The organism is Bradyrhizobium sp. WSM1743, from assembly GCF_000473065.1.
In the GTDB taxonomy this organism is placed as follows: domain Bacteria; phylum Pseudomonadota; class Alphaproteobacteria; order Rhizobiales; family Xanthobacteraceae; genus Bradyrhizobium.
Map to the genome: position 1 here is coordinate 1 of NZ_AXAZ01000075.1, position 24096 is coordinate 24096.

At 66.2% G+C, this 24096-nt stretch carries 19 protein-coding genes and 1 pseudogene; 12 read left to right on the plus strand and 8 right to left on the minus strand.

Annotated elements, in window-relative coordinates:
- Positions 1 to 175 precede the first annotated feature (175 nt).
- Positions 176 to 376 (plus strand): annotated as a pseudogene (locus tag YU9_RS0131720) (transposase); the annotation flags it as partial.
- A gap of 551 nt (positions 377 to 927) precedes the next feature.
- On the opposite strand, the gene YU9_RS0131725 reads toward YU9_RS0131720, so the two are convergent.
- Positions 928 to 2310, minus strand: a complete 1383-nt coding sequence (locus YU9_RS0131725; protein WP_027576402.1) for a hypothetical protein — start codon at positions 2308 to 2310, stop codon at positions 928 to 930.
- Positions 2311 to 2385: 75 nt separating this feature from the next.
- On the opposite strand from YU9_RS0131725, the gene YU9_RS0131730 reads away from it, so the two are divergent.
- Complete coding sequence (locus tag YU9_RS0131730) at positions 2386 to 3582, plus strand: major facilitator superfamily domain-containing protein 6 (protein ID WP_027576403.1); 1197 nt, start codon at positions 2386 to 2388, stop codon at positions 3580 to 3582.
- On the opposite strand, the gene dgcA is transcribed toward YU9_RS0131730, so the two are convergent.
- Positions 3552 to 4547, minus strand: coding sequence for an N-acetyl-D-Glu racemase DgcA (dgcA, locus tag YU9_RS0131735; protein ID WP_027576404.1), 996 nt, complete (start codon positions 4545 to 4547; stop codon positions 3552 to 3554). The genes YU9_RS0131730 and dgcA overlap by 31 nt on opposite strands.
- A 143-nt stretch (positions 4548 to 4690) precedes the next feature.
- Between dgcA and YU9_RS0131740 the strand changes: the two genes are divergently transcribed.
- Genes YU9_RS0131740 through YU9_RS0131750 form a run of 3 tightly spaced genes read left to right on the plus strand, consistent with a single transcriptional unit; the run spans position 4691 to position 7509 of the window.
- The gene (locus YU9_RS0131740) at positions 4691 to 5824 is read left to right on the plus strand and encodes an ABC transporter permease (protein ID WP_027576405.1); all 1134 of its coding nucleotides are present in this window, start codon (positions 4691 to 4693) and stop codon (positions 5822 to 5824) included.
- A gap of 2 nt (positions 5825 to 5826) precedes the next feature.
- A complete protein-coding gene (locus tag YU9_RS0131745) occupies positions 5827 to 6597 on the plus strand; it encodes an ABC transporter ATP-binding protein (protein WP_027576406.1) in 771 nt (256 codons plus the stop codon).
- A 39-nt stretch (positions 6598 to 6636) separates the two neighbouring features.
- On the plus strand, positions 6637 to 7509 hold the full coding sequence (locus YU9_RS0131750; RefSeq protein WP_027576407.1) for an MlaD family protein: 873 nt from the start codon (positions 6637 to 6639) through the stop codon (positions 7507 to 7509).
- Between the two features lie 304 nt (positions 7510 to 7813).
- Here the strand turns inward: YU9_RS0131750 and YU9_RS0131755 are convergent, their stop codons facing one another.
- A complete protein-coding gene (locus YU9_RS0131755; RefSeq protein ID WP_027576408.1) occupies positions 7814 to 13525 on the minus strand; it encodes a negative regulator of septation ring formation in 5712 nt (1903 codons plus the stop codon).
- 396 nt (positions 13526 to 13921) lie between these two features.
- On the opposite strand from YU9_RS0131755, the gene YU9_RS0131760 reads away from it, so the two are divergent.
- Complete coding sequence (locus YU9_RS0131760) at positions 13922 to 14296, plus strand: Hpt domain-containing protein (protein WP_027576409.1); 375 nt, start codon at positions 13922 to 13924, stop codon at positions 14294 to 14296.
- A gap of 165 nt (positions 14297 to 14461) precedes the next feature.
- Positions 14462 to 14782, plus strand: a complete 321-nt coding sequence (locus YU9_RS0131765) for a 2Fe-2S iron-sulfur cluster-binding protein (RefSeq protein WP_027576410.1) — start codon at positions 14462 to 14464, stop codon at positions 14780 to 14782.
- A gap of 15 nt (positions 14783 to 14797) precedes the next feature.
- Here YU9_RS0131765 and YU9_RS0131770 read toward each other — a convergent pair whose 3' ends face one another.
- Positions 14798 to 15265 (minus strand): thioesterase family protein, encoded by a 468-nt coding sequence (locus YU9_RS0131770; protein WP_027576411.1) that lies wholly within the window; start codon positions 15263 to 15265, stop codon positions 14798 to 14800.
- A gap of 182 nt (positions 15266 to 15447) precedes the next feature.
- On the opposite strand from YU9_RS0131770, the gene YU9_RS0131775 reads away from it, so the two are divergent.
- The 3 genes from YU9_RS0131775 (at position 15448) to YU9_RS0131785 (ending at position 17877) form a co-directional block, all read left to right on the plus strand.
- A complete protein-coding gene (locus YU9_RS0131775) occupies positions 15448 to 16476 on the plus strand; it encodes an NAD(P)/FAD-dependent oxidoreductase (RefSeq protein WP_027576412.1) in 1029 nt (342 codons plus the stop codon).
- A 105-nt stretch (positions 16477 to 16581) separates the two neighbouring features.
- On the plus strand, positions 16582 to 17172 hold the full coding sequence (locus YU9_RS0131780; RefSeq protein ID WP_027576413.1) for a DUF2147 domain-containing protein: 591 nt from the start codon (positions 16582 to 16584) through the stop codon (positions 17170 to 17172).
- A 351-nt stretch (positions 17173 to 17523) separates the two neighbouring features.
- Entirely contained in the window at positions 17524 to 17877 is a 354-nt protein-coding gene (locus YU9_RS0131785) for a hypothetical protein (protein WP_084299139.1), read from the plus strand.
- Positions 17878 to 17997: 120 nt separating this feature from the next.
- On the opposite strand, the gene YU9_RS0131790 is transcribed toward YU9_RS0131785, so the two are convergent.
- The 3 genes from YU9_RS0131790 to YU9_RS0131800 form a co-directional block, all read right to left on the minus strand.
- Positions 17998 to 18231: a hypothetical protein gene (locus YU9_RS0131790; protein WP_027576415.1), complete on the minus strand. Its 234-nt coding sequence runs from the start codon at positions 18229 to 18231 to the stop codon at positions 17998 to 18000.
- Positions 18232 to 18462: 231 nt separating this feature from the next.
- Positions 18463 to 19827, minus strand: coding sequence for a HAMP domain-containing sensor histidine kinase (locus YU9_RS0131795; protein WP_027576416.1), 1365 nt, complete (start codon positions 19825 to 19827; stop codon positions 18463 to 18465).
- Complete coding sequence (locus tag YU9_RS0131800) at positions 19824 to 20504, minus strand: response regulator transcription factor (protein WP_027576417.1); 681 nt, start codon at positions 20502 to 20504, stop codon at positions 19824 to 19826. Before YU9_RS0131800 ends, YU9_RS0131795 begins: the two co-directional genes overlap by 4 nt.
- Positions 20505 to 20845: 341 nt before the next feature.
- On the opposite strand from YU9_RS0131800, the gene YU9_RS0131805 reads away from it, so the two are divergent.
- Both YU9_RS0131805 and YU9_RS0131810 read left to right on the plus strand, forming a co-directional pair.
- On the plus strand, positions 20846 to 21730 hold the full coding sequence (locus YU9_RS0131805; protein WP_027576418.1) for a MipA/OmpV family protein: 885 nt from the start codon (positions 20846 to 20848) through the stop codon (positions 21728 to 21730).
- Positions 21731 to 21736: 6 nt separating this feature from the next.
- Complete coding sequence (locus YU9_RS0131810) at positions 21737 to 22477, plus strand: hypothetical protein (protein WP_027576419.1); 741 nt, start codon at positions 21737 to 21739, stop codon at positions 22475 to 22477.
- A 19-nt stretch (positions 22478 to 22496) separates the two neighbouring features.
- Here the strand turns inward: YU9_RS0131810 and garD are convergent, their stop codons facing one another.
- A complete protein-coding gene (gene garD, locus YU9_RS0131815; RefSeq protein ID WP_027576420.1) occupies positions 22497 to 24038 on the minus strand; it encodes a galactarate dehydratase in 1542 nt (513 codons plus the stop codon).
- Positions 24039 to 24096: the final 58 nt, after the last annotated feature.

The window sequence follows — 24096 nt, forward strand, 5'->3', positions numbered from 1 at the left end:
CAACCGGGCGAGTCGCAGAGGCGGCCAGCTACTAACTCGAGCTCTCGGCTCATCGAATAACATCGGCCTGCCCGCACTTCGTGCTCCCGGTGCCTCTGTCCCGATGGTCGCACCATACGCCACGATGTAGAACACCGCAGCGGGAACGTTGGCACCGAGACATCTCATACCGGTTACCAACATGCTGGAACGGCTCAACGAGGAAATCCGGCGGCGCACCTACGTGGTGCGAATCTTCCCCAATGCCGAGAGCTGTTTACGGCTGGTGCGGGCGCTCACCGTCGAGCGCCACGAGGCCTGGCTCGAGGACCATCGCTATCTGAACATGGATCTCTTGAAGGAGCACAAGAAGGAGATGCTGCGTCAGGCGGCCTGACGATGCTCAGGCCCACCAAAGGGATGGACGCCACCCCTCTCCGCCGCCGTCGCTCGCCAGCGCTGCGCTTGGGGCGAGCGAGCGGCGGCGGCTCCGAGGGGATGGCTTGGCCGGACCCCATGATCAATTTTGCTGAACTTGACGCACAGAACTCGCTCGCCCCTTCGGCGAGCCTCGAAGGGCGACGGCCCGGCTGCATCGGGGCCGTTCATCCTTCGAGGCTCGCCACAGGACGCGTTGCGTCCCATGGCTCGCGCCTCAGGATGACGGCGATGGAGTGACGCTCGCTGTTTCATCACGTCATTGCGAGCGCAACGAAGCAATCCAGTTTCCTCCGCGGAGACAGCCTGGATTGCTTCGCTCCGCTCGCAATGACGGTGTGGAGGGAGCTCGCATCGAATCCAACTCTCGTGCCCCGGACGCAGCGCAGCGTCTCTTCGACCGTGCGCTGCCGAGCCGGGGCCATTGCCGAAGAGCTCGTCGCCTCTGGGTCCCGGCTCTGCGCTGCAACGCTTGCGCGTTGCAGCTTGTCCGGGACACGGTGCTCGGCTTTACGAGAAGAACGCGATCTTCTCGGCCTGAGTCATGCGGCGGATCGGTGCGAGGGGGTCGTTGGCGGGCGCGCGGGGTTTTTGCAGGATGCCGCTGGCGAGGATGGTGGCGCCGAGCGAGGGCTCGGGGACAGGCGAGGGCATCGGCAGTGCCGCGCTCGGCGCTGCGGCGAATGTTGCCGTCGCCGCCATGGCTGGGGCCTGCTGCTCCATCACTTCGGCGGCGGCTTCCGCGATGGCGTCGGTGAGGCGCGCGAGTGAGTCCATCGCGATCGGTGCGTCTTCCGCAACGGCTGCGACGACCGGCTGAGGTGCGATCGGCTCCGGAAGCTCGGCGGCAATGGGCGCTGCGACTTCCGTGCGCATCGGTTCCGGCGTTGCGACGGCCATCTCGACCGGCTCGATGATCTCGTCGAACTCAGGATCGGGCGCGGCCATCTCCAGCGCGATCGCCTCGAGGATGGCTTCGTCCTCGGCTTCCGCGGCGGCGTTGAGCGCAAACTCCTCGGTCACCTCCGCGAGGGCGCCGGGCTCGGCGACCGGCTCTTCAACAGCAACGTCTTCATGCGCGGCGTTCTCGAGCGCGGCATTGTCGGGCGCGACCTCGCTCTCGGCAGCGGTCTCCGGCGTGGCCGCATCCGTCGCCTGCTCAGCCATCGCGAATGCCTCGGCGGCGCCGGCCTCCTCAATGGCTGCTTCGGGCTCGGGAGTCGCAGCGATGTCCTGCGGCGTCTCCGTGACAGCCACGGGAGCTTCCCTCGCCATCTCGGAGGGGGCGGCCTTCGTGACGGGCGGTGGTGTTTCCTGCACCGGAGTCGGCGAGGGACGTTCTGCCTGCGGCGATGCGCCGCCGTCAAGCTGCTCGACCCGATCCCTCAGCAGATCGAACGCAGCCTTGAGCTCGACGCGGGGGTCGATGGTCGAAATCTGACCGCAAGCGGCCTCGATCGAGGCGAGCTGCGAATCAATGAGGTCGCAGATTCGCCCGTCTGCGCCGATCTCGCGCCAGCGCCAGGAGATCTCCTTGATGATGCGCACCCCGCGCGGAATCGGCGCGAGGCTGGCCTCGATCGCGGCGGGATCGAACGCCGCGATCGCGATCGTCTCTGCCTCGCGAATGGCGCGGCGGATCTCGACCAGCGCCTCGGGCAGGCGGTCCTCGACGACGGGTTGTCGCTGTGCCGCAAGGGTTTCTTCGATTCTGGCGACCGCGTCGAGCACCATGCTTGTGTCGGCATTGCGGTTGCGCTTGGCGTATTCGCCGAGGAACCAGCGGCCGCGCGCGGTCTCCATGAAGGCTTCGCGGATCGCGTCGTAATCCTGCTCGTTCGGCTCGGCCGCGCGGGCAGACATGGGCGAGAGGGCGAATGCTTCGTTGGCCATGACAATCTCGTCGCGCAAATCAGTGCGCGTTACTGTAACGATCACCACGATATCGACCGAATCGCAATTGGTTTGATGGCAGGCGAATCACAAATCCCCATCGCGGCAGCGAAGAAGCGGCGATTCGCCGTGAGCCTCGCGCTGTTCTATTCGGCGGTCTTCGCGGTTTCGGGCACGCATCTGCCGTTCTTTCCGCTCTGGCTGAAGGCGATCGGCGTGGACGCGGCCTGGATCGGCCTCATCAACGCGCTGCCGGCGATCACGCGCTTCACCACGCTGCCGCAGGTCACGGCCATTGCCGAAAAGCGACAGGCCATTCGCGCCGCCATGATGGTGTCGGTGCTCGCGACCGCGATCGGCTTCACGGCGGTTGGACTGCAGCAGCAGCCGCTGGCGCTGTTCCTGATCTATGCGCTGACCTGCGTGATGTGGACGCCGACGATGCCGCTCACCGACGCCTATGCGCTGCGTGGTGTTGCCCGTTACGGGCTCGACTACGGGCCCCTGCGGCTGTGGGGCTCGGCGGCCTTTGCCGCGGGCTCGCTCGCCTGCGGTTATCTCGTCGACGTCATCGCGGCGCGCGACCTGATCTGGGTCATCGTGGCCTGGGCGGTCGTTGCGATCCTCGCCAGCCTGTTGCTTCAGCCGCTCGACGACATCAGACGTAGGAGTGCCGAGGCGCGCGCCGATACGGCGCTGCTGCGCGATGGCAGCTTCTGGGCCATCATCGCCTCCGCCGCGCTGATCCAGGGCAGCCACGTCGCCTATTACACGTTCTCGGCCATCAACTGGCAGCTCCATGGCATCAGTGGGCTGACGATCGCGGGACTGTGGACGCTGGGTGTGATCGCCGAGATCGTCGTGTTCGCGCTGTCGCCGCGCTTCTCGCTGCATCCGTCCACGATGATGGCGATCGGGGGCCTGGGCGCCGTGCTGCGCTGGACCGTCACCGCGAGCGAGCCGCCGCTCGCGCTGCTCGCGATCGTGCAGCTCGGCCACGGCCTCACCTTCGGCATGACCATTCTCGGCACCATGAATCTGCTGGTGCAGCGCGTGCCCTCGCATCAGATCGCGCGGGGGCAGGGCTATTATGCCGCCTGCAATGGGCTCTTGGGCGCAGCGACCTCGATCGCGTCAGGCGCGATCTACGCCCGGATCGGTGATGGCCTGTACTACGTCATGGCGGCGATGGCCGCGGCCGGCGCGCTGGTGATCTGGTCGGCGCGGCATCGGTTCGAGGCTCATCCCCAGAGCGAAGCGTCCGGCGGATAGACCAGGCTGCCGTCATAGCGCAGGCCGTGATCGCGGTCGCGCGCCAGCAGCAAGGGGCCGTCGAGGTCGACGAAGCGCGCCTGCGGCGTCACCAGCATGGCGGGGGCCATCGACAACGAGGTCGCGACCATGCAGCCGATCATGATCTCGAAGCCGAGCGCCTGCGCGGCATCGGCCATGGCGAGCGCCTCGGTGAGGCCGCCGGTCTTGTCGAGCTTGATGTTCACGGCATCGTAGCGTTCACGCAAAGGCGCGAGCGAGGAGCGGTCATGCACGCTCTCGTCGGCGCAGACCGCGAGCGGCCGCCTGATCCGCGCCAGCGCCTCGTCCTTGCCCGCCGGCAGCGGCTGTTCCACCAGGGTGACGCCGGCCGCGGCGCAGGCGGCGAGATTGTGCTCCAGATTGGCTTCGGTCCAGGCCTCGTTGGCATCCACGATCAGCTCGGATTCGGGGGCGGCCTTGTGCACTGCTTTGATCCGCTCCGGATCGCCGTCGCCGCCAAGCTTGATCTTGAGCAGCGGCCGGTGCGCGGCTTTGGCGGTCGCCGCGGCCATGGCCTCGGGCGTCCCTAACGAGATCGTGTAGGCCGTGGTGCGCTCGCCCGGAGCCGGACGGTCCAGCAGGTTCCAGGCGCGCAAGCCCGCCGCCTTGGCCTCGAGGTCGATCAGGGCGCAGTCCAGGGCGTTGCGGGCCGCGCCCGGCGGCATGGCAGCCTGGAGGGCCTGCCGCGTCAGCCCGCCCGCGACGGCCTCCTGCATGGCCTGGATGGCGGCCAGCGTCGCCTCGGGCGTCTCGCCATAACGGGGATAGGGCACGCACTCGCCGCGGCCGGTCAGGCCGCCCCGGCTGACCTCCGCCACGACCGTCACGGCCTCGGTTTTGGCCCCCCGGCTGATGGTAAAGCTGCCGGCGATCGGGAAGCGCTCGATTCGGGCCGCCAGAGACACAAGTTTGCTGGAAGTCATTTTGAACTCTGGCGAAATCTGAACCTGCTAGTTACCTCTAGCAACTAACAATGGGCAGTTGGGGATACCTTCTCTAGGTAAGGGCGCGTGCGCAACCATCCGATTCTATCCGTTTCCTGCGCCTCGGCACGGGAGCGGACATCTTGAACGGCGATCCGAAGCTGGAGCGGATTGCCAAGGGCAACGCGCTGGCACTCTGCGCCACCGGCACCTGGACCGCGAGCTTTGCGCCGGTCCTGGAGCGGATGGTGACTGACGCCGAGAAGCTCGCCGGCTCCCCGCAAAGCATCTTCATCGACGTGTCCGAGGTCGCCAAGCTCGACACGTTCGGGGCCTGGCTGATCGAGCGGCTGCGCCGCAGCCTGACCAAAGGACCCGTCGAGGCGCAGATCGCGGGGCTGTCCGCCAATTATTCCAGCCTCGTCGACGAGGTACGGCGGGTCAGGGCGACGGCCGTGGTCGACAGCAGCCCGATCACTATCACCGGCATGCTGGATCAGATCGGCCGGGCGGTGGCCGGGCTCGCCGGCACGGTGGCAGGCCTCGTCGACATGCTCGGCGCCGTGCTCGCGGCAGGCTTTCGCGTCCTGATCCATCCGCGCTCGCTTCGCCTGACCTCGACCGTGCATCACATGGAGCAGGTGTGCTGGCGCGCGGTGCCGATCATCGTGCTGATCACCTTCCTGATCGGCTGCATCATCGCGCAACAAGGTATTTTCCATTTCCGTCGCTTCGGCGCCGACATCTTCGTCGTCGACATGCTCGGCGTCTTGGTGCTGCGCGAGATCGGCGTGCTCCTGGTCGCCATCATGGTCGCAGGCCGATCCGGGAGTGCCTACACCGCAGAGCTCGGCTCGATGAAGATGCGCGAGGAGATCGACGCGCTGCGCACCATGGGGTTCGACCCGATCGAGGTCCTGGTGCTGCCGCGCATGATGGCGCTCGTGCTGGCGTTGCCGATCCTTGCTTTCCTCGGCGCGATGGCCGCGCTCTATGGCGGCGGCCTGGTTGCCTGGCTCTATGGCGGCGTGCAGCCGGAGGCCTTCTTGTTGCGCTTGCGCGACGCCATCTCGATCGATCATTTCATCGTCGGCATTGTCAAAGCGCCCGTGATGGCCGCCGTGATTGGCATCGTAGCCTGCGTCGAGGGGCTCGCCGTGCAGGGCAGCGCGGAATCGCTGGGTCAGCACACCACGGCGTCGGTGGTGAAGGGCATCTTCTTCGTCATCGTCATGGACGGCGTGTTCGCCATCTTCTTCGCCTCGATCGGGATGTGACGATGGCAGGCGAAATCCAAAATCCCATCATCCGCGTGCGCGACATCACCGTGCAGTTCGGCGCAACGCGCGTGCTCGATGGGCTCAACCTCGACGTCAAGCGCGGCGAGATCCTTGGCTTCGTCGGTCCCTCGGGCGCGGGCAAATCGGTGCTGACGCGCACCATCATCGGCCTCGTGCCGAAGGTTGCGGGCAGCATTGAAGTCTTCGGCGCCGATCTCGATTCCTCGAGCACGTCGCAGCGCCGCAACGTCGAGCGGCGCTGGGGCGTGCTGTTTCAGCAGGGCGCGCTGTTCTCCTCGCTGACCGTGCGCCAGAACATCCAGTTTCCGATGCGCGAATACTTACGCGTCTCGCAGCGGCTGATGGACGAGATCACCATGGCCAAGCTCACCATGGTCGGCCTCAAGCCCGAAGTCGCCGAGCGCTTCCCGTCCGAACTCTCCGGCGGCATGATCAAGCGTGTCGCGCTCGCCCGCGCGCTGTCGCTCGATCCGGACCTCGTCTTCCTGGACGAGCCGACCTCGGGCCTCGACCCGATCGGCGCCGGCGATTTCGACGAGTTGGTCCGGACGCTCCAGCGCACTTTGGGGCTGACCGTTTTCATGGTAACCCACGATCTCGACAGCCTTTACACCGCGTGTGACCGCATCGCCGTTTTAGGGAACGGTAAGATCATTGCGGCAGGGTCGATCGCCGACATGCAGGCCTCGCAGCATCCCTGGCTGAGGCAGTATTTCCATGGCAAGCGCGCCCGCGCGGTCATGGGTTAAGTGGCTGGGTTGAGAGCTGGGTTGTAGCCGGAGCACCTGATGGAAACGCGGGCGAATTACGTCTTGATCGGTTCGTTCACGCTGGCGGTGATCGCCGCCGCGATCGGTTTCGTGCTGTGGTTTCAGTCGCTGCACACCACCAAGCAGCGCAGTCCCTTGCGCGTCGTGTTCGAGGGGCCTGCGGCGGGCCTGCGCAACGGCGGCAGCGTCAACTTCAACGGTATCAGGGTGGGCGAGGTGGTCTCGGTGAAGCTGGACAACCCGCGGCGGGTTGTCGCACTCGCCATGATCGAGAACAACGCGCCGATCCGCAAGGACACGCTGGTCGGCCTCGAATTCCAGGGCCTCACGGGCGTCGCCGCGATCTCGCTCAAGGGCGGCGATGAGGCCGCGGCCCCGCCGCCGCTCGACCAGGACGGCATCCCGACGCTCACGGCCGATCCCAACAAGCTTCAGGACGTCACCGAGGCGATCCGCGCCACGCTGCAGAACATCAACAAGATCGTCGCCGACAATCAGGAGTCGGTGAAGAACTCGCTGAAGAATCTGGAGACCTTCACCAACTCGCTCGCGCGCAACTCCGAGAAGATCGACGGCGTGATGGCCAAGGTCGACGGCGTCATGCTCAAGGCCGACAACCTCATGCTCGGTCTCAACACGCTCGCCGGCGGCAAGGATGGTGGTGAGCTGTTCCAGGCGGTGAAGTCGATCCGCGAGCTCGCCGAGGATTTCGACAAGCGCTCCGGCGCGCTGATGAGCGACGGCCGCCGCACCCTCGGCGACATCAGCCGCGCCGTGAACAACTTTGACCGCAACCCGACCCGCGTGCTGTTCGGCGCCAGCAACTCATCGCAAGCAGCCCCGCCGCCCGAGCCGCCGAAGCCGGCGTCCGCCCCGAGCGGCAGGCGGTAATCGCGTTTAAGTACAGCAATCTCTCCTCGTCATTGCGAGCGCAGCGAAGCAATCCAGACTGTCTCTGCGGAGGTAGTCTGGATTGCTTCGTCGCAAGAGCTCCTCGCAATGACGAGGTGGAGAGAGTGTGCGCCGCTCTCGTAGCCTGGATGGAGCGCAAGCGTCATCCGGGACTATTTGCTGGCTCCCCGCATTCCGCTGCGCTCCACGCGGGCTACGATTGCCTCGCAAAGACGGGCTCAAACAAAAACGGAGGCCGTGAGGCCTCCATTTTCATTTGTCATTCGCTATCGCTACTCGCCGCTCACCCCAACCGGCCCGCCGCGTGCGCCAGCAGCGTGTACACCAGACCCGTCTCCGAGATCAGGTGGCTGCGCAGCTCCTGCGGGCCGCGGCCGTCGCGGGCGACTTCGTCGAGCAGGCGCTCGAACTCGGCGACGTAGCGGTCGACCGTGCCCTTGAAGTTGCGGTCGGCGCGGTACTTGCGGGCGACCTCGTCGAAGGCCTTCTGACCGGCGGGCGTGTAGAGGCGCTTGGTGAAGGCCTTGTTCTCGCCGCGCTGGTAGCGGTCCCACATCTCGGCAGCGAGATTGCGGTCCATCAGTCGGCCGATGTCGAGCGACAGCGATTCCAGCGGATTGCTGCTGCTCTGCGGGGCCTGCGGCTGCGGCGCGGGGGCGGCGCGGCCACGGGAAGCCTCACGGCCGGCCGGAGCGCCCTGGTTGGCGTCCGTGCGGTTGAGCAGGTCCGACAGCCAGCCGTCACGGCCCTGGTCGCTGCTGCCGGGTGCAACCGGCGGCGCATCGGTGCGGCGCGCGGCTGGCACGCCGAGGTCCGGCGGCGGCAGCGTGGAGGCGCTGCCGGTGTCGCGCATGCGGGTCTCGGTGCCACGACCGCCCGCACTTGCCATGAGCGGCTCCTCCTGGCGCTGGACAGCGACGGACGCACGGCTCGCCGTGGTGACGTCGAGCCCGCGGCCATGCTGGGCGACGATACGGTTGAGCTCGGCGAGGGCCTCGATCTGGTCGACGATCACCTTGCGCATCTGCGCCGTGCTCTCGGCGGCCTCCTGCGGCATCTCGAGCACGCCGCGGCGCAGCTCGTTGCGGGTGGCTTCGAGCTCGTTGTGCATCTCGAAGGCCATCTGCTTCATGCTGGAGACGAGGTTGGTGAACTTCTCGGTTGACTGCTTGAACATCGCATCCGCTTCGTCGGTGGTCTGGCGGTAGATGTCGTGCATCGCCTCGATGGTCTGCCGGTGCTCCTCCTCGGACGCCGCGCGCACCGCCTCGAACTGTCGGGTGATCGCGGCCGAGCCTGCGCCGGCGGTCTCGGCGACGACGCGGGCGATGTCGCGGGCGCGCTCTTCGGCCGCGGCCAGCGATTCATCGAGCAGGCCGGTGAAGCGCGACAGCCGCTGATCGAGATCGGCCGTGCGCAGGTCGATCGTGGTGACGAGCGATTCCAGCGCCTGCTTGCGTTCGGCGAGCGAGGCGGTGGTGTTCTTGTTGCTCTGCTCGACGACCTGCGCGGCCTGGACCAGCGCCTGGCCGTGCTTGTCGAACTGGGTCGACAGCTCGCCGAGATCCTGGAGCGCCTTCGTGGTCTTGCTGTTGAAGACGTTGAGCTGCTCTTCCAGATTCTGTGTCGCAGCCCCGTTGCGCGAGGTGACGTCGTTCATCGCCGAGACGAAGTCGGCGACGCGGGTCACCAGCGCCCGCTCGAGCGAGTTGAGGTTGTCGTGCGCACCGGTCAGCACCTCCTGGAGCAGGATGTTGCCTTCGCGCAGACGCTCGAACAGGGCGACCGTGTCGGTGCGCAGGATCTTGCTGGTCTCCTGCATCTCCGTGACGGCCGCGATCGAGACCTGGCGCGATTGGTCGATCGCGGAACGCGAGGCCTGCTCGAGGTCCTTGAGCGACTTGCCGACCGCGCTCGTGGCGACCTCGCTCGCCGCGTTGATGGTGCGGGCGACTTCCGAGCCGTTGCCCATCATGGTCTGCGAGAAGGCCTGGCCGCGCGTCTCGATCGACTTCAGCGCATCGGAGGTGACGCGGTCGATGTCGAGCGTGAGCTGGCTGGTCTTGGTGCCGATCGCGTCGACCAGCGCGCCGCGCTTGGCGTCGATCATGTTCGACAGACGGTCGGCCTGTTGCTGCACATAGGTGACGATCTCGTCGGTCTTGCCGGTCATGGCCTGGCCGAAGCTGGAGCTGGCGGCGAGCACCGAGCGCTCGACGTCGGCCGAGCTCGACTTGACGCGCGAGCTCGCCTCGTTGGAGGCGGAGATCAGCGCGTTCTGGGCGTTGAGCGCGCTGGTCTGGATGTCGTTGGTCGCGTTGGCGGTGGCCGCGCTCAGCGTACGCTCGATCTCGGTCGAGATCGTGCGGATCTGGCTCGCGGCGTCCGCCGAGGTCGAGGTCAGCGAGATCTGCGCCTCACGCGCGCTGTTGAGGATGGTCGAGGCGGTGTCGGCGCCGACCGCGGTCAGCGTGCGCTCGATGTCCGTCGTCAGCGACCTGATCTGGCTCGCCGCGTCGGTCGAGGCGGAGATCAGTGAGCCCTGGGCCTCGCGAACACCGCTGGTGAGCGCCTCGATGGTGGCGCCGCCGGCGGTCGCCAGCGCGCGCTGCATCTCGGCCGCGAGCGAACGGACCTGGCTGGTCTGTTCGGCCGAGACCGCGAGCAGGGTGCTCTGGGCGTCGCGGGCGCTGGTGGTGATCGTCTCGGCGGTCGTCTGGCCGACCTGCGAGAGCGAACGGTGCACTTCGGCCGCGAGCGACTTGACTTGGCTCGCCGCATCCGAGGACGCCGTGACCAGCGTGCTCTGTGCCTCGCGGGCGCCGCTCATGATGGTCTCGGCCGTCGATGTGCCCGCCATCGTGAGCGAGCGTTGCACGTCCGAGGACAGCGCCTTGATCTGGTTGGCGGTCTCGGTCGAGGCCGCGATCAGCGCACTCTGCGCATCGCGGGCGCCGGCGGTGATCGATTCCGCCGTGGTAGTGCCGGCCATCGACAGCGAGCGCTGCACGTCGGCGGTGAGCGCCTTGACCTGGCTGGCCGCATCCGAGGACGCCGTGACGAGGGTGGTCTGCACCTCGCGGGCGCCGGCCAGGATCGAGGCTGCGGTGGCGGAACCTGCCGCCGACAGCGTGCGTTCGACGTCGGCCGCGAGCCCCTTGATCTGGCTGGACGCCTCGCCCGATGCGGCGACCAGCGTCGACTGCGCTTCGCGGGCGCTGGTCAGGATCGAGTTCGCCGCACCGGTGCCGACCGCGGTCAGCGCCTGCTCGACCTCGGCCGAGGTCATCTTGAGCTGGGCGTTGACGTCGGAGGAGACCGTCAGCAGCGACTGCTGAGCGGTGCGCGCGCCGGTCTGGATCGTCTCGCTGGTGTTGACGACGAGGTTGGTGAGCGAGCGCTCGGCGTCCTCGACATGCGAACGGATCGCGGTCGAGATCATCTCGGCGCGGGACATCATGTCCTCGCTGGCCTGGCGTCCGCTGCTCTCGATGCGGCCGGCGACCGCCTCGACGCGCGAGCCGAGCAGGTCCTCGAACTGCGCCACGCGCACGTCGATGTCGCTGGCGACCGAGCCGACCTTGGTCTCGATGGCCTGCTGGATGTCCTGGAAGCGCGCCGTGACCGTGTCGGTCAGATGCGTGCTGCGGCCGTCGATGATCTCGGTAACCCCCGTGATGCGGCGGTCGACCGCCTCGATCGCCTGCGCGGTGCCGTCCGTGAGGGTCGAGGTGAGGAGGGTCAGACGCGTATCGATCGACTGCACAGCCTGCGAGGCGCCGTTCGTGACCGCGGTGGTCAGGTAGGTGAGGCGGGAGTCGATGGATTCGAGCGCCTGCGTCGCGCCGCCGGTGAGCGTTGTGGTGAGATGCGTCAGGCGGGTATCGATCGACTGGATGGTCTGCGACGCACCATCGGTCAGCGAACTCGTGAGGTGGTTGAGGCGTGCATCGATGGTTTCGATGGCCTGCGATGCGCCGCCGGTGAGCGTCGTCGTGAGGTAGGTGAGGCGGGAGTCGATCGACTGGATCGCCTGCGCGGCACCGTCGGTCAGCGATGTCGCGAGCGTGTTGATGCGACCGTCGATGGTTTCGGTCATCGACTTCGCGCGGGTGTCGAACGACTGTTCGAGTGCGGCGACGCGGCCGACGAGCTGGTCGTCGAAGGTCCTGATGTGGCCCTCGATCGTGCCGTCGAGGCTGGCGATCTTGCCGTTCAGCGACGTGTCGAGATTGGCGACGCGTTCGCCGATCGTGGTCTCGAACTGCACGAGGCGCTGGTCGAGCAACGCCGTGATCTTGCCGCCGTTCGCCGTGAAGCGGGTGTCGAAATTGTCGACATAGGTCTTCAGCGTCTCGGCGATGTCCTCCGTGCGCTGACCCATCCGCTCGACGATCTCGCCGCCGAAGGTCTTCACGGTGCGGTCGAACTCGGAGATGTGGCGCGTGATCAGCGCGCCCAGCGTGCCGGAGTCGCGGGCGAACTTCTCGACCAGCTCGGTGCCCTGGTTTCTCACCAGCTCGTCGAAGGCGCTCATCTGCAGCGACAGCGAGTCGTGCGCGGTCTCGGTCTGGCTGACGACCTTGGCTACCAGGGCGTTGACGGTGGCGTCGAGCGCCTCGCTCGCCTTGTCGCCGCTCGTCATGATCTGGCCGGCGAGGCGGTTGCCGGCGTCGTCGATCTTGGCGGAGATATCGTTGGAACGCAGCTCGAGCTCGAGCAGCAGCGAGTCCGACGAGTTCTTCAGGGAATCGTGCACCTGCTCGGTGCGCTCGGAGATACCGTCGACGATCGCGGCGGAACGTTGCTCGAACTCGCCGGTGATGCGGTCGATGCGCTCGTTCAGCATCTCGTGGACGCGGTCGGCGAGGTCGACGAACTCGTCGTGGACGTGGCCGGTCTTGAAGTTGAGGCTGGTGGTCAGCCGCTCGCTGGCGTCGAGCACGGCGCGCGTGGTCTCGCTGCTGGCTTCCTCGAGGCGGTCGAGCAGGTCGCCGCCGCGCTCGCCGAGCGCCAGGATCATGTTGTCGCCGGCATTGCTCAGCGCCTGGGTGATGTGGGCACCGCGCTCTTCGAGCGCGCCGGTGATGGACTTGGCAACCTCGTCGACGCGGGAGGCGATCGCGTCCGAGATCAGCGCGATGTCGTGGCGCAGGTCGATCTGCACGCCGGAGATGGCGCTGCGGACCTGCTCGGCCTGGCCGACCAGATTGTCGCGCTGATGCGCGATGTCCTGGAGCAGGGCGCGGATGCGCACCTCGTTGTCGGAATAGGCGCGTTCGAGCGCGGCAACCTCGTTGGCGACCAGCGTCTCGAGCTCGCCGGCGCGCGCAATCGCGCGCTCGATGCCGTCGCCCATCGCCGCGACCTCGCGGCGGATGGCCTGGCCGACGGTGACCATGGAATCGGAGGCCGAGCCTTCCGGCTCGGAGAAGCGGATCGCAACCTGCGCCATCGCCTGGGCGATCATGCGCATTTCCTGGCCGCGCCAGACGAGGCTGGCGAGGAAGTAGAACAGCATGATCGGCGCGAAGAACATCGCGACGAGACCGGCGATGACGAGCGCGCCGCCGCTCTGGCCCATGGCGGCCTGGATCGAGGGCAGGAAGCCGACGGTCAGCGCGGCGCAGGCGGCGAGCCAGATGCCGGCAAAGACGGTGGCGAAGGTGTAGACGCTGCGGGCAGGGCGGCCCTTCTGCAGCGCCTGGAGCAGCTGGCCGATGGTCTCGCGGTCGTCATTGGCGGCGCGGCGCGCGGTGCGCGGCTCCTCGACCGGGTCGAACACGGTCGCCCGCTCATTGGCGGCCGGGCGCGGCTCGAAGCTCGGCTCGTCGAAGATCGGGGGCGCGGGCGGCGGCACCGGCGGCGCCGCTTCGTTGCGCACGGAGGCGTTGCGGCTGGTGTCCGCAGCCGTGTCGCTGATGTTGAGGGCTTCCTGGATTGCAGAAAGCGCAACTTCTGTGGGGTCTTTGACCTTTTTCGGAGTGTTCGCCATGTTCAGTCCGAGCCCTCGTTACTTGTACGCGTCCCCCCGCGAGCCCTGCGCGCGGCGCAAGCCCACAGACCGGATCATGCCGCTTGTGCGGATCTCCGAGCCGTCCCCACCCGGACGGCTTGTCCGCCAATTTCTGCAACATCCTATTGGCAGAGCGTCGCGAATGAAATGCCCGCGATTAAGACATTCTTAATCATCGTTAACAGGATCGCGGCGTAACGCCTTAGCAATAAATGCAATTCTCCACCGGACTCGGCAGATTGCGGCAACTTATTGTCAATAAACGGGCAGATCTACGTCAGACAGCCCAAATATTTCGTTAACCATTTTCATGCTTGGGTGAGGGGAACCTGACCGCCGGACCGGCGGCCGCCGCGCGATGCCGGGGCCTGCGCCATGACGCCTGAACTGCAACGGATGGACTGGATGCCTTCGCCCCCGCTTGCACCCATCGACTGCCCGCTCGACCTCGATCACCTCTCCCGGATGACGCTCGGCGACACCGAGCTGGCGCAGCAAGTGCTGGCGATGTTCGCCGAGCAGGCGGTCCGACTGCTGGCGGCGATGGCTGCGATGCCGGCCGAGACCGGCGCGCTCGCGCACAAGCTCAAGGGTTCGGCGCGAGGGATCGGCGCCTTTGCGGTGGCCGATGCCGCAGCCAGCCTGGAGACCGCGGTGCGGACCGGCCATGGCCGGCCCCATGCCTTCGCCGCGCTGAAAGAGGCGGTGACCGAGGCCCGCGCCGCCATCGAGGCGATCCTGAAGCCGTGAGCCGATACGGTCGGAGCCGGGCTCTAGTCTTTTGTTTTGACGCGTTTTCTTCCCGCAAACCGGGATTCATTTCGGATCAAAACGCTATGGCGCCGGGCTGACCGACCCGTTATAGGACAGCGCGGACCCTACTTCCTTCCCAGCACCGCGGCAGCACGAGCACATATGGCCAAGATTCACTTTGTCGACCACAAGGGCGAAACCCGCACGGTGGAAATCGAGAACGGCGCAACCGTGATGGAAGCCGCGATCCGCAACAGCATTCCCGGCATCGAGGCCGAATGCGGCGGCGCTTGCGCCTGCGCCACCTGCCATGTCTATGTCGACGAAGCCTGGCGCGAGAAGGTCGGCAGCCCGACGCCGATGGAAGAGGACATGCTCGACTTCGGCTTCGACGTGCGCCCGAATTCGCGCCTGTCTTGCCAGATCAAGGTTTCCGACGAGCTCGACGGTCTCATAGTGGCGACGCCGGAACGCCAGGCCTGATCGTCTCTAATTAAACTAGATGCTCGGCGGCGCGACCTCGATGCCGCGCTTGTGCCAGGGTCTGAGCTTCTCGATCACCTCTGCAGTCAGCGGCGCGGGGCGCCGCGTCGCCTCATCGAGCAAGACGCCGACCGACGTCGCCGACGCGATGCACTTTCCTTGCGAGAACACGACCTGCTCGAAAGTCACCGACGTTCGTCCGAGTTTCACCACCCCGAGGCCGAGCTCGATCGTGTTCGGCCAGTGCAGCTCGGCACGAAAATGCATGTCCAGCCGCACCATGATCCAGGCGAGGCCTGGCGGGGTCAGCCCGTATTCGGGAAGCTTCATCAGCGTGACACGGCCCGTCTCGAAATAGGTGGCGTAGACCGCGTTGTTGACGTGCTGGTTGGGATCGAGATCGCCGAAGCGGACGTTGTCGCTGAGGCGGTAGGGGTAGTCCTCAAGGCGCGGCGTCGTGTCGAGGCGGGCTGGTGCGTTCACCGATTGAACTCCGTCATATCCATCCTCGTTACAGCCCAGTTATTTTGGCCCGGCAAGTGGGTGCGGCTGCGGGGCGATCCCGCTTTTATGCCTTCCCTGTTCCATCCCCGTTGGCTAGACAGGCAGGGTCACCTCTGCCCAACGGGCGCCGTCCAACCGATAACGACCGATAAAGAGACGACATGAGCGACGTGATCAAAACCGATGTGCTGATTATTGGCGCCGGCCCCTGCGGTCTGTTCGCCGCCTTCGAGCTCGGCCTTCTCGACATGAAGGCGCACTTCGTCGACATCCTCGACAAGGTCGGCGGCCAGTGTGCCGAGCTGTATCCGGAAAAGCCGATCTACGACATTCCCGGCATTCCGCAGGTCTCCGGCCAGGGGCTGACCGACGCGCTGATGCAGCAGATCAAGCCGTTCCATCCAACCTTCCATCTCGGCGAGATGATCGAGACCGTGGAGAAGATCGGCGATCCCGCTTTCCGCTGCACCACCGATGCCGGCAAGGTGTTCGAATGCAAGGTGTTGGTGATCGCGGCCGGCGGCGGCTCATTCCAGCCCAAGCGTCCGCCGGTGCCGGGTATCGAGGCCTATGAAGGCACGTCGGTGCATTACGCCGTGCGCAAGATGGAGACGTTCCGCGACAAGAACGTGCTGATCGTCGGCGGCGGCGATTCCGCGCTCGACTGGACGCTCAACCTGCATCCGCTGGCCAAGCGCATCACGCTGCTGCACCGGCGCGACGAGTTTCGCGCCGCGCCCCACAGCGTCGAGCAGATGCGCGCCCTGGTCGCCGGCGGCAAGATGGATCTGCGGCTCGGCCAGGTCACCGCGCTCTCCGGCGCTGAGGGCAAGCTCACCGGCGCGACCATCAAGGGCAACGACAACAGCTTGAGCGAGATTGCCTGCGACACCATGCTGCCGTTCTTCGGGCTGACCATGAAGCTCGGCCCGGTGGCGAACTGGGGCATTGCGCTGGAGAACAATCTGGTGCCGGTCGAGACATCCGCGTTCGAAACCAACGTGCCCGGTATCTTCGCGATCGGCGACATCAACACCTATCCCGGCAAGATCAAGCTGATCCTGTGCGGCTTCCACGAGGGCGCGCTGATGTCGCAAAAAGCCCATCGTTATGTCTATCCGGAAAAGCGGCTCGTGTTCCAGTACACGACCTCGTCCTCCAGCCTGCAAAAGAAGCTCGGTGTCAACTGACGGAACGCAGCGGGGAGGCGATGCCCCATGTTTCTGGTGCTGGAACCGTTCGCGAAATCGCCGTAGTCTGCGGCCATTCCGGTCGTGGAATAGCAAGGTGATCTAATGCGGAATTCTTCCAGCTCTCGGCTGCTCTTCTTCCTCGCGCTCGCATTGTCGCTCGCGACGGTGACGCCGTGTGCGGCGCAGACCGCCGAGCCCACGGCGGCGGGCCTCTGGCAGAAGGTCGAAGACGGCAAGACGGTCGGATGGTTCCTCTTCGTCGATCACAACGGCGTCTTCGAAGGCGTGATCGCCAAGACCTTCCCGCGACCAACCGACAATCCGAACGAAGTCTGCTCCAAGTGCACCGACGATCGCAAGAACGCGCCGGTGCTTGGCATCTCCTTCGTCCGCAACATGAAGCGCGAAGGATTGAAGTACGAAGGCGGCAACGTGCTCAATCCGCGCGACGGCCAGATCTGGAAGGCCAACATGCGGGTCAGCCCCGACGGCCAGACCCTGACGCTGCGCGGCTATCTCGGCATCGCGCTGCTCGGCAAGGACGAGACCTGGACGCGCTTACCCGATGCCTACATCGCCCAGGTGGATCCTGCCATCATCGCGAAATACCTGCCCGCGCAGGCTGCCGCCGCGAAGCCGCCGGCACCCGCCGCGAAGAAGGGCGGGGCGACGACGGCACCGGCAAAGCAGTAGGAGCGTGCGTCGCACGCTGGGCCGCCTCCACAGCTGTAGCTTCGGCGCGTGGTCCTTTCCCGCCACGGGTCTCGCCTTTGGCGAGCCCGATGACCGGCTCCGACGGGGCAGCCTCTAGGCATCAGTCTTTCCGTACCCCCGCACGGCCCGTGCGGCCACGTTCGCCGAAAGGCGAATACGTTCCGGACCCGCTCCAGTAGTTCCCCGGAATGCGGGCTGGCGCCGGATTTGCATAGCTGTCGGCAAAGCCGCTGGGGGAGCGCATCGCCGTCTCCCACGCCTGCCGCGCGCCATGCGGAGGGCGGACGGCAGCGTTTGCCTCGCGGCGATCACTTCGACCGCGGAGACAGCATGAAAGCAATATCGTGTGCCGCCACGCTGCTGGGATTGATGGCGCTATTGGCCACATCGGCGTTGGCGCGCGACGACGGCCGCTACGCCAACTCGCCATTAAAACCCTGGTTCGAGAGTCTGCATAGCGAATACGGGCAGTGCTGCTCCGACGCCGACGGCTATGTCATTGCCGACGTCGATTGGGAGTCCGATCGCGGTCACTACCGCGTGCGCATCGACGACGAATGGGTCGCGGTGCCGGACGGTGCGGTGATCACCGTGCCCAACAAGATCGGCCGCACCATGGTGTGGAAGCACTATATCGACGGCCATCCGCGCGTGCGCTGCTTCATGCCGGGCAGCATGACGTAGACGCCATCAAACTTCGATGTCATTCCGGGGCGACGCGGCAGCGTCGAACCCGGAATCCGGAGGTTGCTGCGAGAAATTCCGGGTTCGCACTTCGTGCGTCCCAGGATGACGATGAGCAGCTCAACGCGCATCGCTCTGCGTATTGGCGCTCGCGAGCTGCTTGATCCGTGGCGATAGCACAGAGACCTGCGCGGGCGAGGCGGGCATGCCGGCGACGATCATCGCAGGGCTTGCCGACTGCTCCTCGACGCCGGCGCCGCCGAGCACCTGCACCTGCGTCGCCGAGATCGGAAACGATGTCACCTCGTAAGAGGGAAGCTCGGTGGCGAAGGCACCGGCCGAGCTCGCAATCATCGCGCCGGCAACGGCAAATCATCGAAAGAACACGCATTGGAAAATCTCCGTGGAAGATGTCAATCGGAGGTTTGGTCGCGTCGATGCCGAAACAGGTTCGCTCGTGCGCGAACATTCCCATCGCCTTGGGCGCAGATATTGATTGCTTGATGCGAAAGGACGAAACGTGGAAGAAGTTTTCCGTGCCAATGTTTCCGGACGGTTTCGCGGATGCGCCGATGCGGCGGCCGCTCAACGCTCTTGCAGATCAAGCTGCGGAGATTTGACCGCGGTGGCGGCCTCGGGAAAGCACAAGCGCATCGTCGTGCCGCAGCCGGGCTCGGAGGCAATGACGAGCTCGCCGCCGTGAGCGGCCATGATCTCGCGGACAATCGACAGACCGAGGCCCGCGCCGCCGCCTGCACTATTGCCGGTCTGAAACGGTTCCAGCAGCTTGCGTTCCGCGCCGTCGGGCAGGCCGGCGCCGTCATCTTCAACCGAGATGCTGCCGCGGCCGACCGTGGCAACGATGCGTCGCGCACCACGGGCGTGGATGAGCGCGTTGCCGACGAGATTGGCAAGCGCGCTGCGAACGGCGGCGTTGACGCCTTGCACCAGGAACGGCCCATCGTCGGCCCGCTCCAGCGCAAGCTCGATGCCGGCGTCCAGCGCCGACGGACCGAAATCGGCCAGTAGGTCCAGCGTGATTTCGGCGAGGTCGATCGACTGCTTCGCGATCGCGTGATTTTGCAGACGCGCCAGGTCGAGCATGGCCGAGACCAGCGAGGTGAGACGGCGGACGTCGCGCACCAGCTCGGCTTTCAGGGCCGGCTCGGGCACGTCCTCGATCTTTGCGCGCAGCAGCGTGAGCGGCGTGCGGAGCTGATGGGCGGCATTGCCGAGGAAGCGGCGCTGCATCCTGATATAGGCGTCGATCTCGCCGAAGGCGCGGTTCAGCGCCTCGACGAGCGGCTTCAACTCGTACGGAACCTCGGACAACGAGATCAGGCCTTGCGGGGCCGACGGATCGATCGCGAGCGCGCGACGTGCGACCCGCTCGATGCCGCGTGAGACGAAACGGGCGGCAAGCGCCGAACCGATCGCGACGGTCGCCGCAAAGGCCAGCGCCACCACGAGGATCGAAAATATGTTGCGGACGAGGAAGCTCCTTGCAATCCGGCCAAAGCGGACCTGAGGCTCGCCGGCCATCATCGTGAGCCGCAAGGAGCCCCGTTGCGCAACGGCGAGACAGAACGTGCTGTTCTGGTCGGGTGTGCTGAAGACCGACAGGCCGACGGGCCCGCGATAGGGGAATGCGAAGGGAAGCGGTGGCCGGTGCTCGCTGCCGTACTCGCTGACGAGATCGCCCACGGACACGACGTACCAGAGGTTCGGGCTGTCCGCCTTCAATTCCTGGAGGGCTGGAGTCGGACGCACCGTCAGGTTTGGCCCATTGATGTCAGTGGCACGGTCGAGAACGGCCGCTACAACCCGGCAGGCCCTGAACTCGCGTTCCTCCAGCGGGTAGCGCGAGACGAAGATGCTGACCATGATCAAGAAGATCGTCGTCGCGGCGATGCCGAGCGACAGTGCAAAGGTTCGGGCGATCGATTTCATCGCGGCGTTGCCAGCCGCAGGATGTACCCGATGCCGCGCATGCTGCGGATCTCGACGTCGCCGCCGAGCTCAGCCAGCTTCCTCCTCAGCCGCGAGACCTGCGCTTCGAGCGTATTGGATTCGATCTCGTCGTCGAAGCCGTAGATCTCCTCGATCAGGGCGGCGCGGGTGATGACGCGGTCGCGCCGCATCAGCAGAGCCCCCAGGATCAGCGCCTCGCGCCGCCGCAGCAGGATTTTGGTGTCGGCGACCACCGCCTCGTTGCTGCCGAGATGCAGCTCGACATTGCCGAGCGACAGCACCGAGGGCGCGAGCAGGCGGGGCCGGCGCAACACCGCGCGCACCCGCGCGATCAGTTCCTGCGGCTCGAACGGCTTGCCGAGATAATCGTCGGCGCCGCCGTTGAGGCCGTCGACGACATCCTCCTTGGCGTCCTTCGACGTCAACATGATGATCGCGGGACGCTCCGGCGACTGGCTCAGGGTGGTGACCACCTCGAGCGCATCACCGTCGGGCAGCATCCGGTCGACGATCGCGAGATCATATTTGAAATTGTCCAGCGCCTGGCGGGCATCGGCAATCGAGCCGACGAGGTCGACGATGCCGTGCAATTGTCCGAGCAGGCGGCTGACGTAAGCGCCGATCTGCGGTTCGTCTTCGATCACGAGCGAGCGCACGCGGGTCGTCCTTGACTCTCTTGGGGCCATAGGGCCCCGATCTCGACGCTTCCTTGCCGAAGTCCGGCGTTTCGGTTCGTGCGCGAGTTCCCTTTAAGGCATCGAGCTGGGCGAATAAAAGGCAGGCACGAGCGGGCTGACCGGCGCTGGCCGTCGAAGTTTTGGAGCTCGAGCGCCGCCCTGCAATGTTGGGGCAATGTTGGTCCGGCGGCGCACCGGGTGCGCGGAATGTCGCAGGGGCCATCGCCCGTTGCAATCTTGGGGCAATTTTGCCGGACCACATGCTGGGCTCCTAACCACACCAGTCGACTCGGCCAGGAAGGCCGGTCCGGGGCCCCGAAATGAAGCATATTGAAGAAGCCGCTCTCCGCCTCACGGTGAATGCGCGGTGGACGACCGCCTGTCTTACGCTCGGTACGATCATGGTGACAGCACAATGCGCATCGGCGCAGACCGCGTTCACGCTGCCGGCGCCGCCATTCGAGCTGCCGATGCTGCCTTCGCCATCTGGAAACTGGACCGTCATGGTCGGTATCGGCGGCGAATACACGCCTGATTTCGTCGGGTCGAAGAACAGCAAGTTTCGTCCGATTCCGATCTTCTCCATCCGCCGTGCCGGATCGATCGACCAGTTTCGCGGGCCCCGCGACAGCGCCAGCATCGCGCTGCTCGACGTCGGCAATTTTCGCGCAGGCCCTGCGTTCAAATACGTCTCGTCGCGCAAGAGCGACAAATATGCCGAGCTGACCGGCCTCGGCGACGTCAAGGCCGCCTATGAGCTCGGCGGCTTCGTCGAATATTATCCGGTGGATTGGCTGCGCCTGCGCAGCGAGTTGCGCCAAGGTGTGGGCGGCCATACCGGCACCGTGGCCGATGTCTCTGCCGACGTCATCGTCCCGCTGATTCAAATGCTGACGATCTCGGCCGGCCCGCGCTTCACCTGGAAGAGCACCAAGGCCACCGCGCCGTATTTCGGCGTCGATGCCGCGCAGGCGCTGGCATCAGGGTTGCCGAGATACGATGCCAGGGGCGGTGCGCACTCGGTCGGCTTCGGCAGCCAGATCTCCTACCGGATCAATCCGCAGTGGGAGGTTCACGCCTATGTCGAGTACGAGAAGCTGCTCGGTGACGCCGCGGACAGCCCGCTGGTGAAGCAGCGCGGATCGTCGAACCAGACCACCGTTGGTGTCGGTGCGTCCTATTCGTTCGATTTCAGGATTCGATGAGCCGTCATGCGCCGCATTGCTTTTCTATGGATTGGCCTCGCGGCCGCTTGTATCGCCCTCGGCGCCGCCGCGGCGTTCGAGACGCGCGCGAGCCGGCTTCAGGCGATCAAGACCGTCGGCATCGTCTCGGCGATCGGCGAGGAGATGAGCCTGACGCGAGCCGGCCTGACCGGGCTCGGCAACGCCGCGCAAAGCGCCTCGATCAGCGCATGGGGGCTGGACGAGCTGATCGTCCAGCAGGCGACGCGGCTTCTTGGCGCGCGCTTTCGGGTGCAGCCGGTGACCTACAGGCGTGCAGCGTTTGCCGCCATCAGGGATTCAGCGGTTGCGCCCGTCAACCTCTTGCGCAGCGATCCGTTCAAGGAGCTGGTGCGCAGCGATGTCGCCCCGCAGGGACTGGACGCGTACATCGTCGTTACCCGCGCGAGATCGAAGCTTGGAAACGGCCGTAACGTCGAGGGCGTCGGGCTCGCCGAATATCGGACGCTGCTTGCAGATTATGGCCTGATCCACGCGCTGTACGAAGTCCGCGTCATCGACGGCAAGTCGTTCGACGTGATCGAGAAGCGGGCGGCCGCGCCGCTCGATAACACCGGGACGGTGAGAATCGCCGGCCCGAGCGGGCCGGTCGACGAGCCGTTCGAGGGCTCGGCTTCGAGCGAACGGCTGCGTGCGGCGATAGCGGACCTCATCATCCGCAGCCTGCCCCTCACGCTGGGCGACATGCATCTGATCGATGGCCAATGACAGGCCGGCCTGTCGCCCCTCAGGTCACAGGCGCCGGATTGAACAGCGTGAGATCGTTGTGGATGCCCCAGCGGTCCGACCAGGGCTTAGTCCGGCCGGAGGCGACGTCGAGGATCAGGCGGAACAGGTCCCAGCCGCATTCCTCGATGGTCTTCTCACCGCTGGCGATGCTGCCGGCGTCGAAGTCGATCAGGTCCTTCCAGCGCCGCGCGAGCTCGCTGCGGGTCGCGACCTTGATCACGGGCGCTGCGGCGAGGCCATAGGGCGTGCCGCGGCCGGTGGTGAACACCTGCAGCGTCATGCCGGAGGCGAGCTGCAGCGTGCCGCAGATGAAATCGGACGCGGGCGTTGCCGCGAACAGCATGCCCTTCTGCGTCGCCTTCTCGCCGGGCGACAGCACGCCGGTAATGGCGGAGGAGCCGGACTTCACGATCGAGCCGAGGGACTTCTCGACGATGTTGGCAAGGCCCCCCTTCTTGTTGCCGGGCGTGGTGTTGGCGCTGCGGTCGGCGCCGCCGCGGGCGAGATAGGAATCGTACCAGGCCATCTCGCGCACCAGCGCGCGGCCGACATCCTCGTTGATGGCGCGGCGCGTCAGCAGCTGGATGGCGTCGCGCACCTCCGTCACTTCCGAGAACATCACGGTGGCGCCGGCGCGCACCAGCAGGTCCGCAGCGAAGCCGACGGCGGGGTTCGCGGTGACGCCGGAGAAGGCGTCGCTGCCGCCGCATTGCAGGCCGATCACGAGGTCGGAGGCCGGGCAGGTCTCGCGCTTGCGATTGTTGAGCACCTTCAGCCGGGCTTCGGCCTGGGTCATGATCGCATCGACGATCGCGCCGAAGCCGTCAAAGGCCTCGTCCTGCATGCGGACGATGGCGTCGTTCACGCCTTCCGGCACCAGCCGCTCGGGCGCGAGCTTCTCGCAGCCGAGGCCGACGACCAGGATCTCGCCGCCGAAATTCGGGTTGAGCGCGAGGTTCTGCAGCGTGCGGATCGGCACCACTGCATCGGGCGCGGTGATCGCGACGCCGCAGCCATAGGCGTGCGTCAGCGGCACGACGTCGTCGACGTTCGGGTACTTTGGCAACAGCTCGGCGCGGATGCGCTTGACCGCATATTCCATCGTGCCCTTGACGCATTGCACGGAGGAGGAGATGCCGAGGATGTTCTTGGTGCCGACCGAGCCGTCGGGATTACGGTACCCCTCGAAGGTGAAGCCTTCGAGCGGCGGCAGCGGTGCGGGGACGGCGGTCGAGATCTCGAGCTTGTCGAGGGCAGGGGCCTCCGGCATGCGGATGCGCGCTTCGTCCACCCATTCGCCGGCCAGGATCGGCGAGAGCGCGTAGCCGATGATCTCGCCATAACGGATGATCGGTGCGCCTTCCGCGATGTCGACCAGCGCCGTCTTGTGCCCCTGCGGCACGAAGGCGCGCAGCGTCAGCCCGCTGGCGAAGCGGGAGCCGGCGGGAAGCCCGAAATCGTTGACCACGATCGCGACATTGTCGCGGTCGTTGAGCTTGATGTAGCGGGGCTGCTCTTTCGCGGCGACGTCCTGGTCCATCGTGGACTCCGGGATTTGTAGGGTGGGTTAGCGCAGCGTAACCCACCAACGTCTGTGT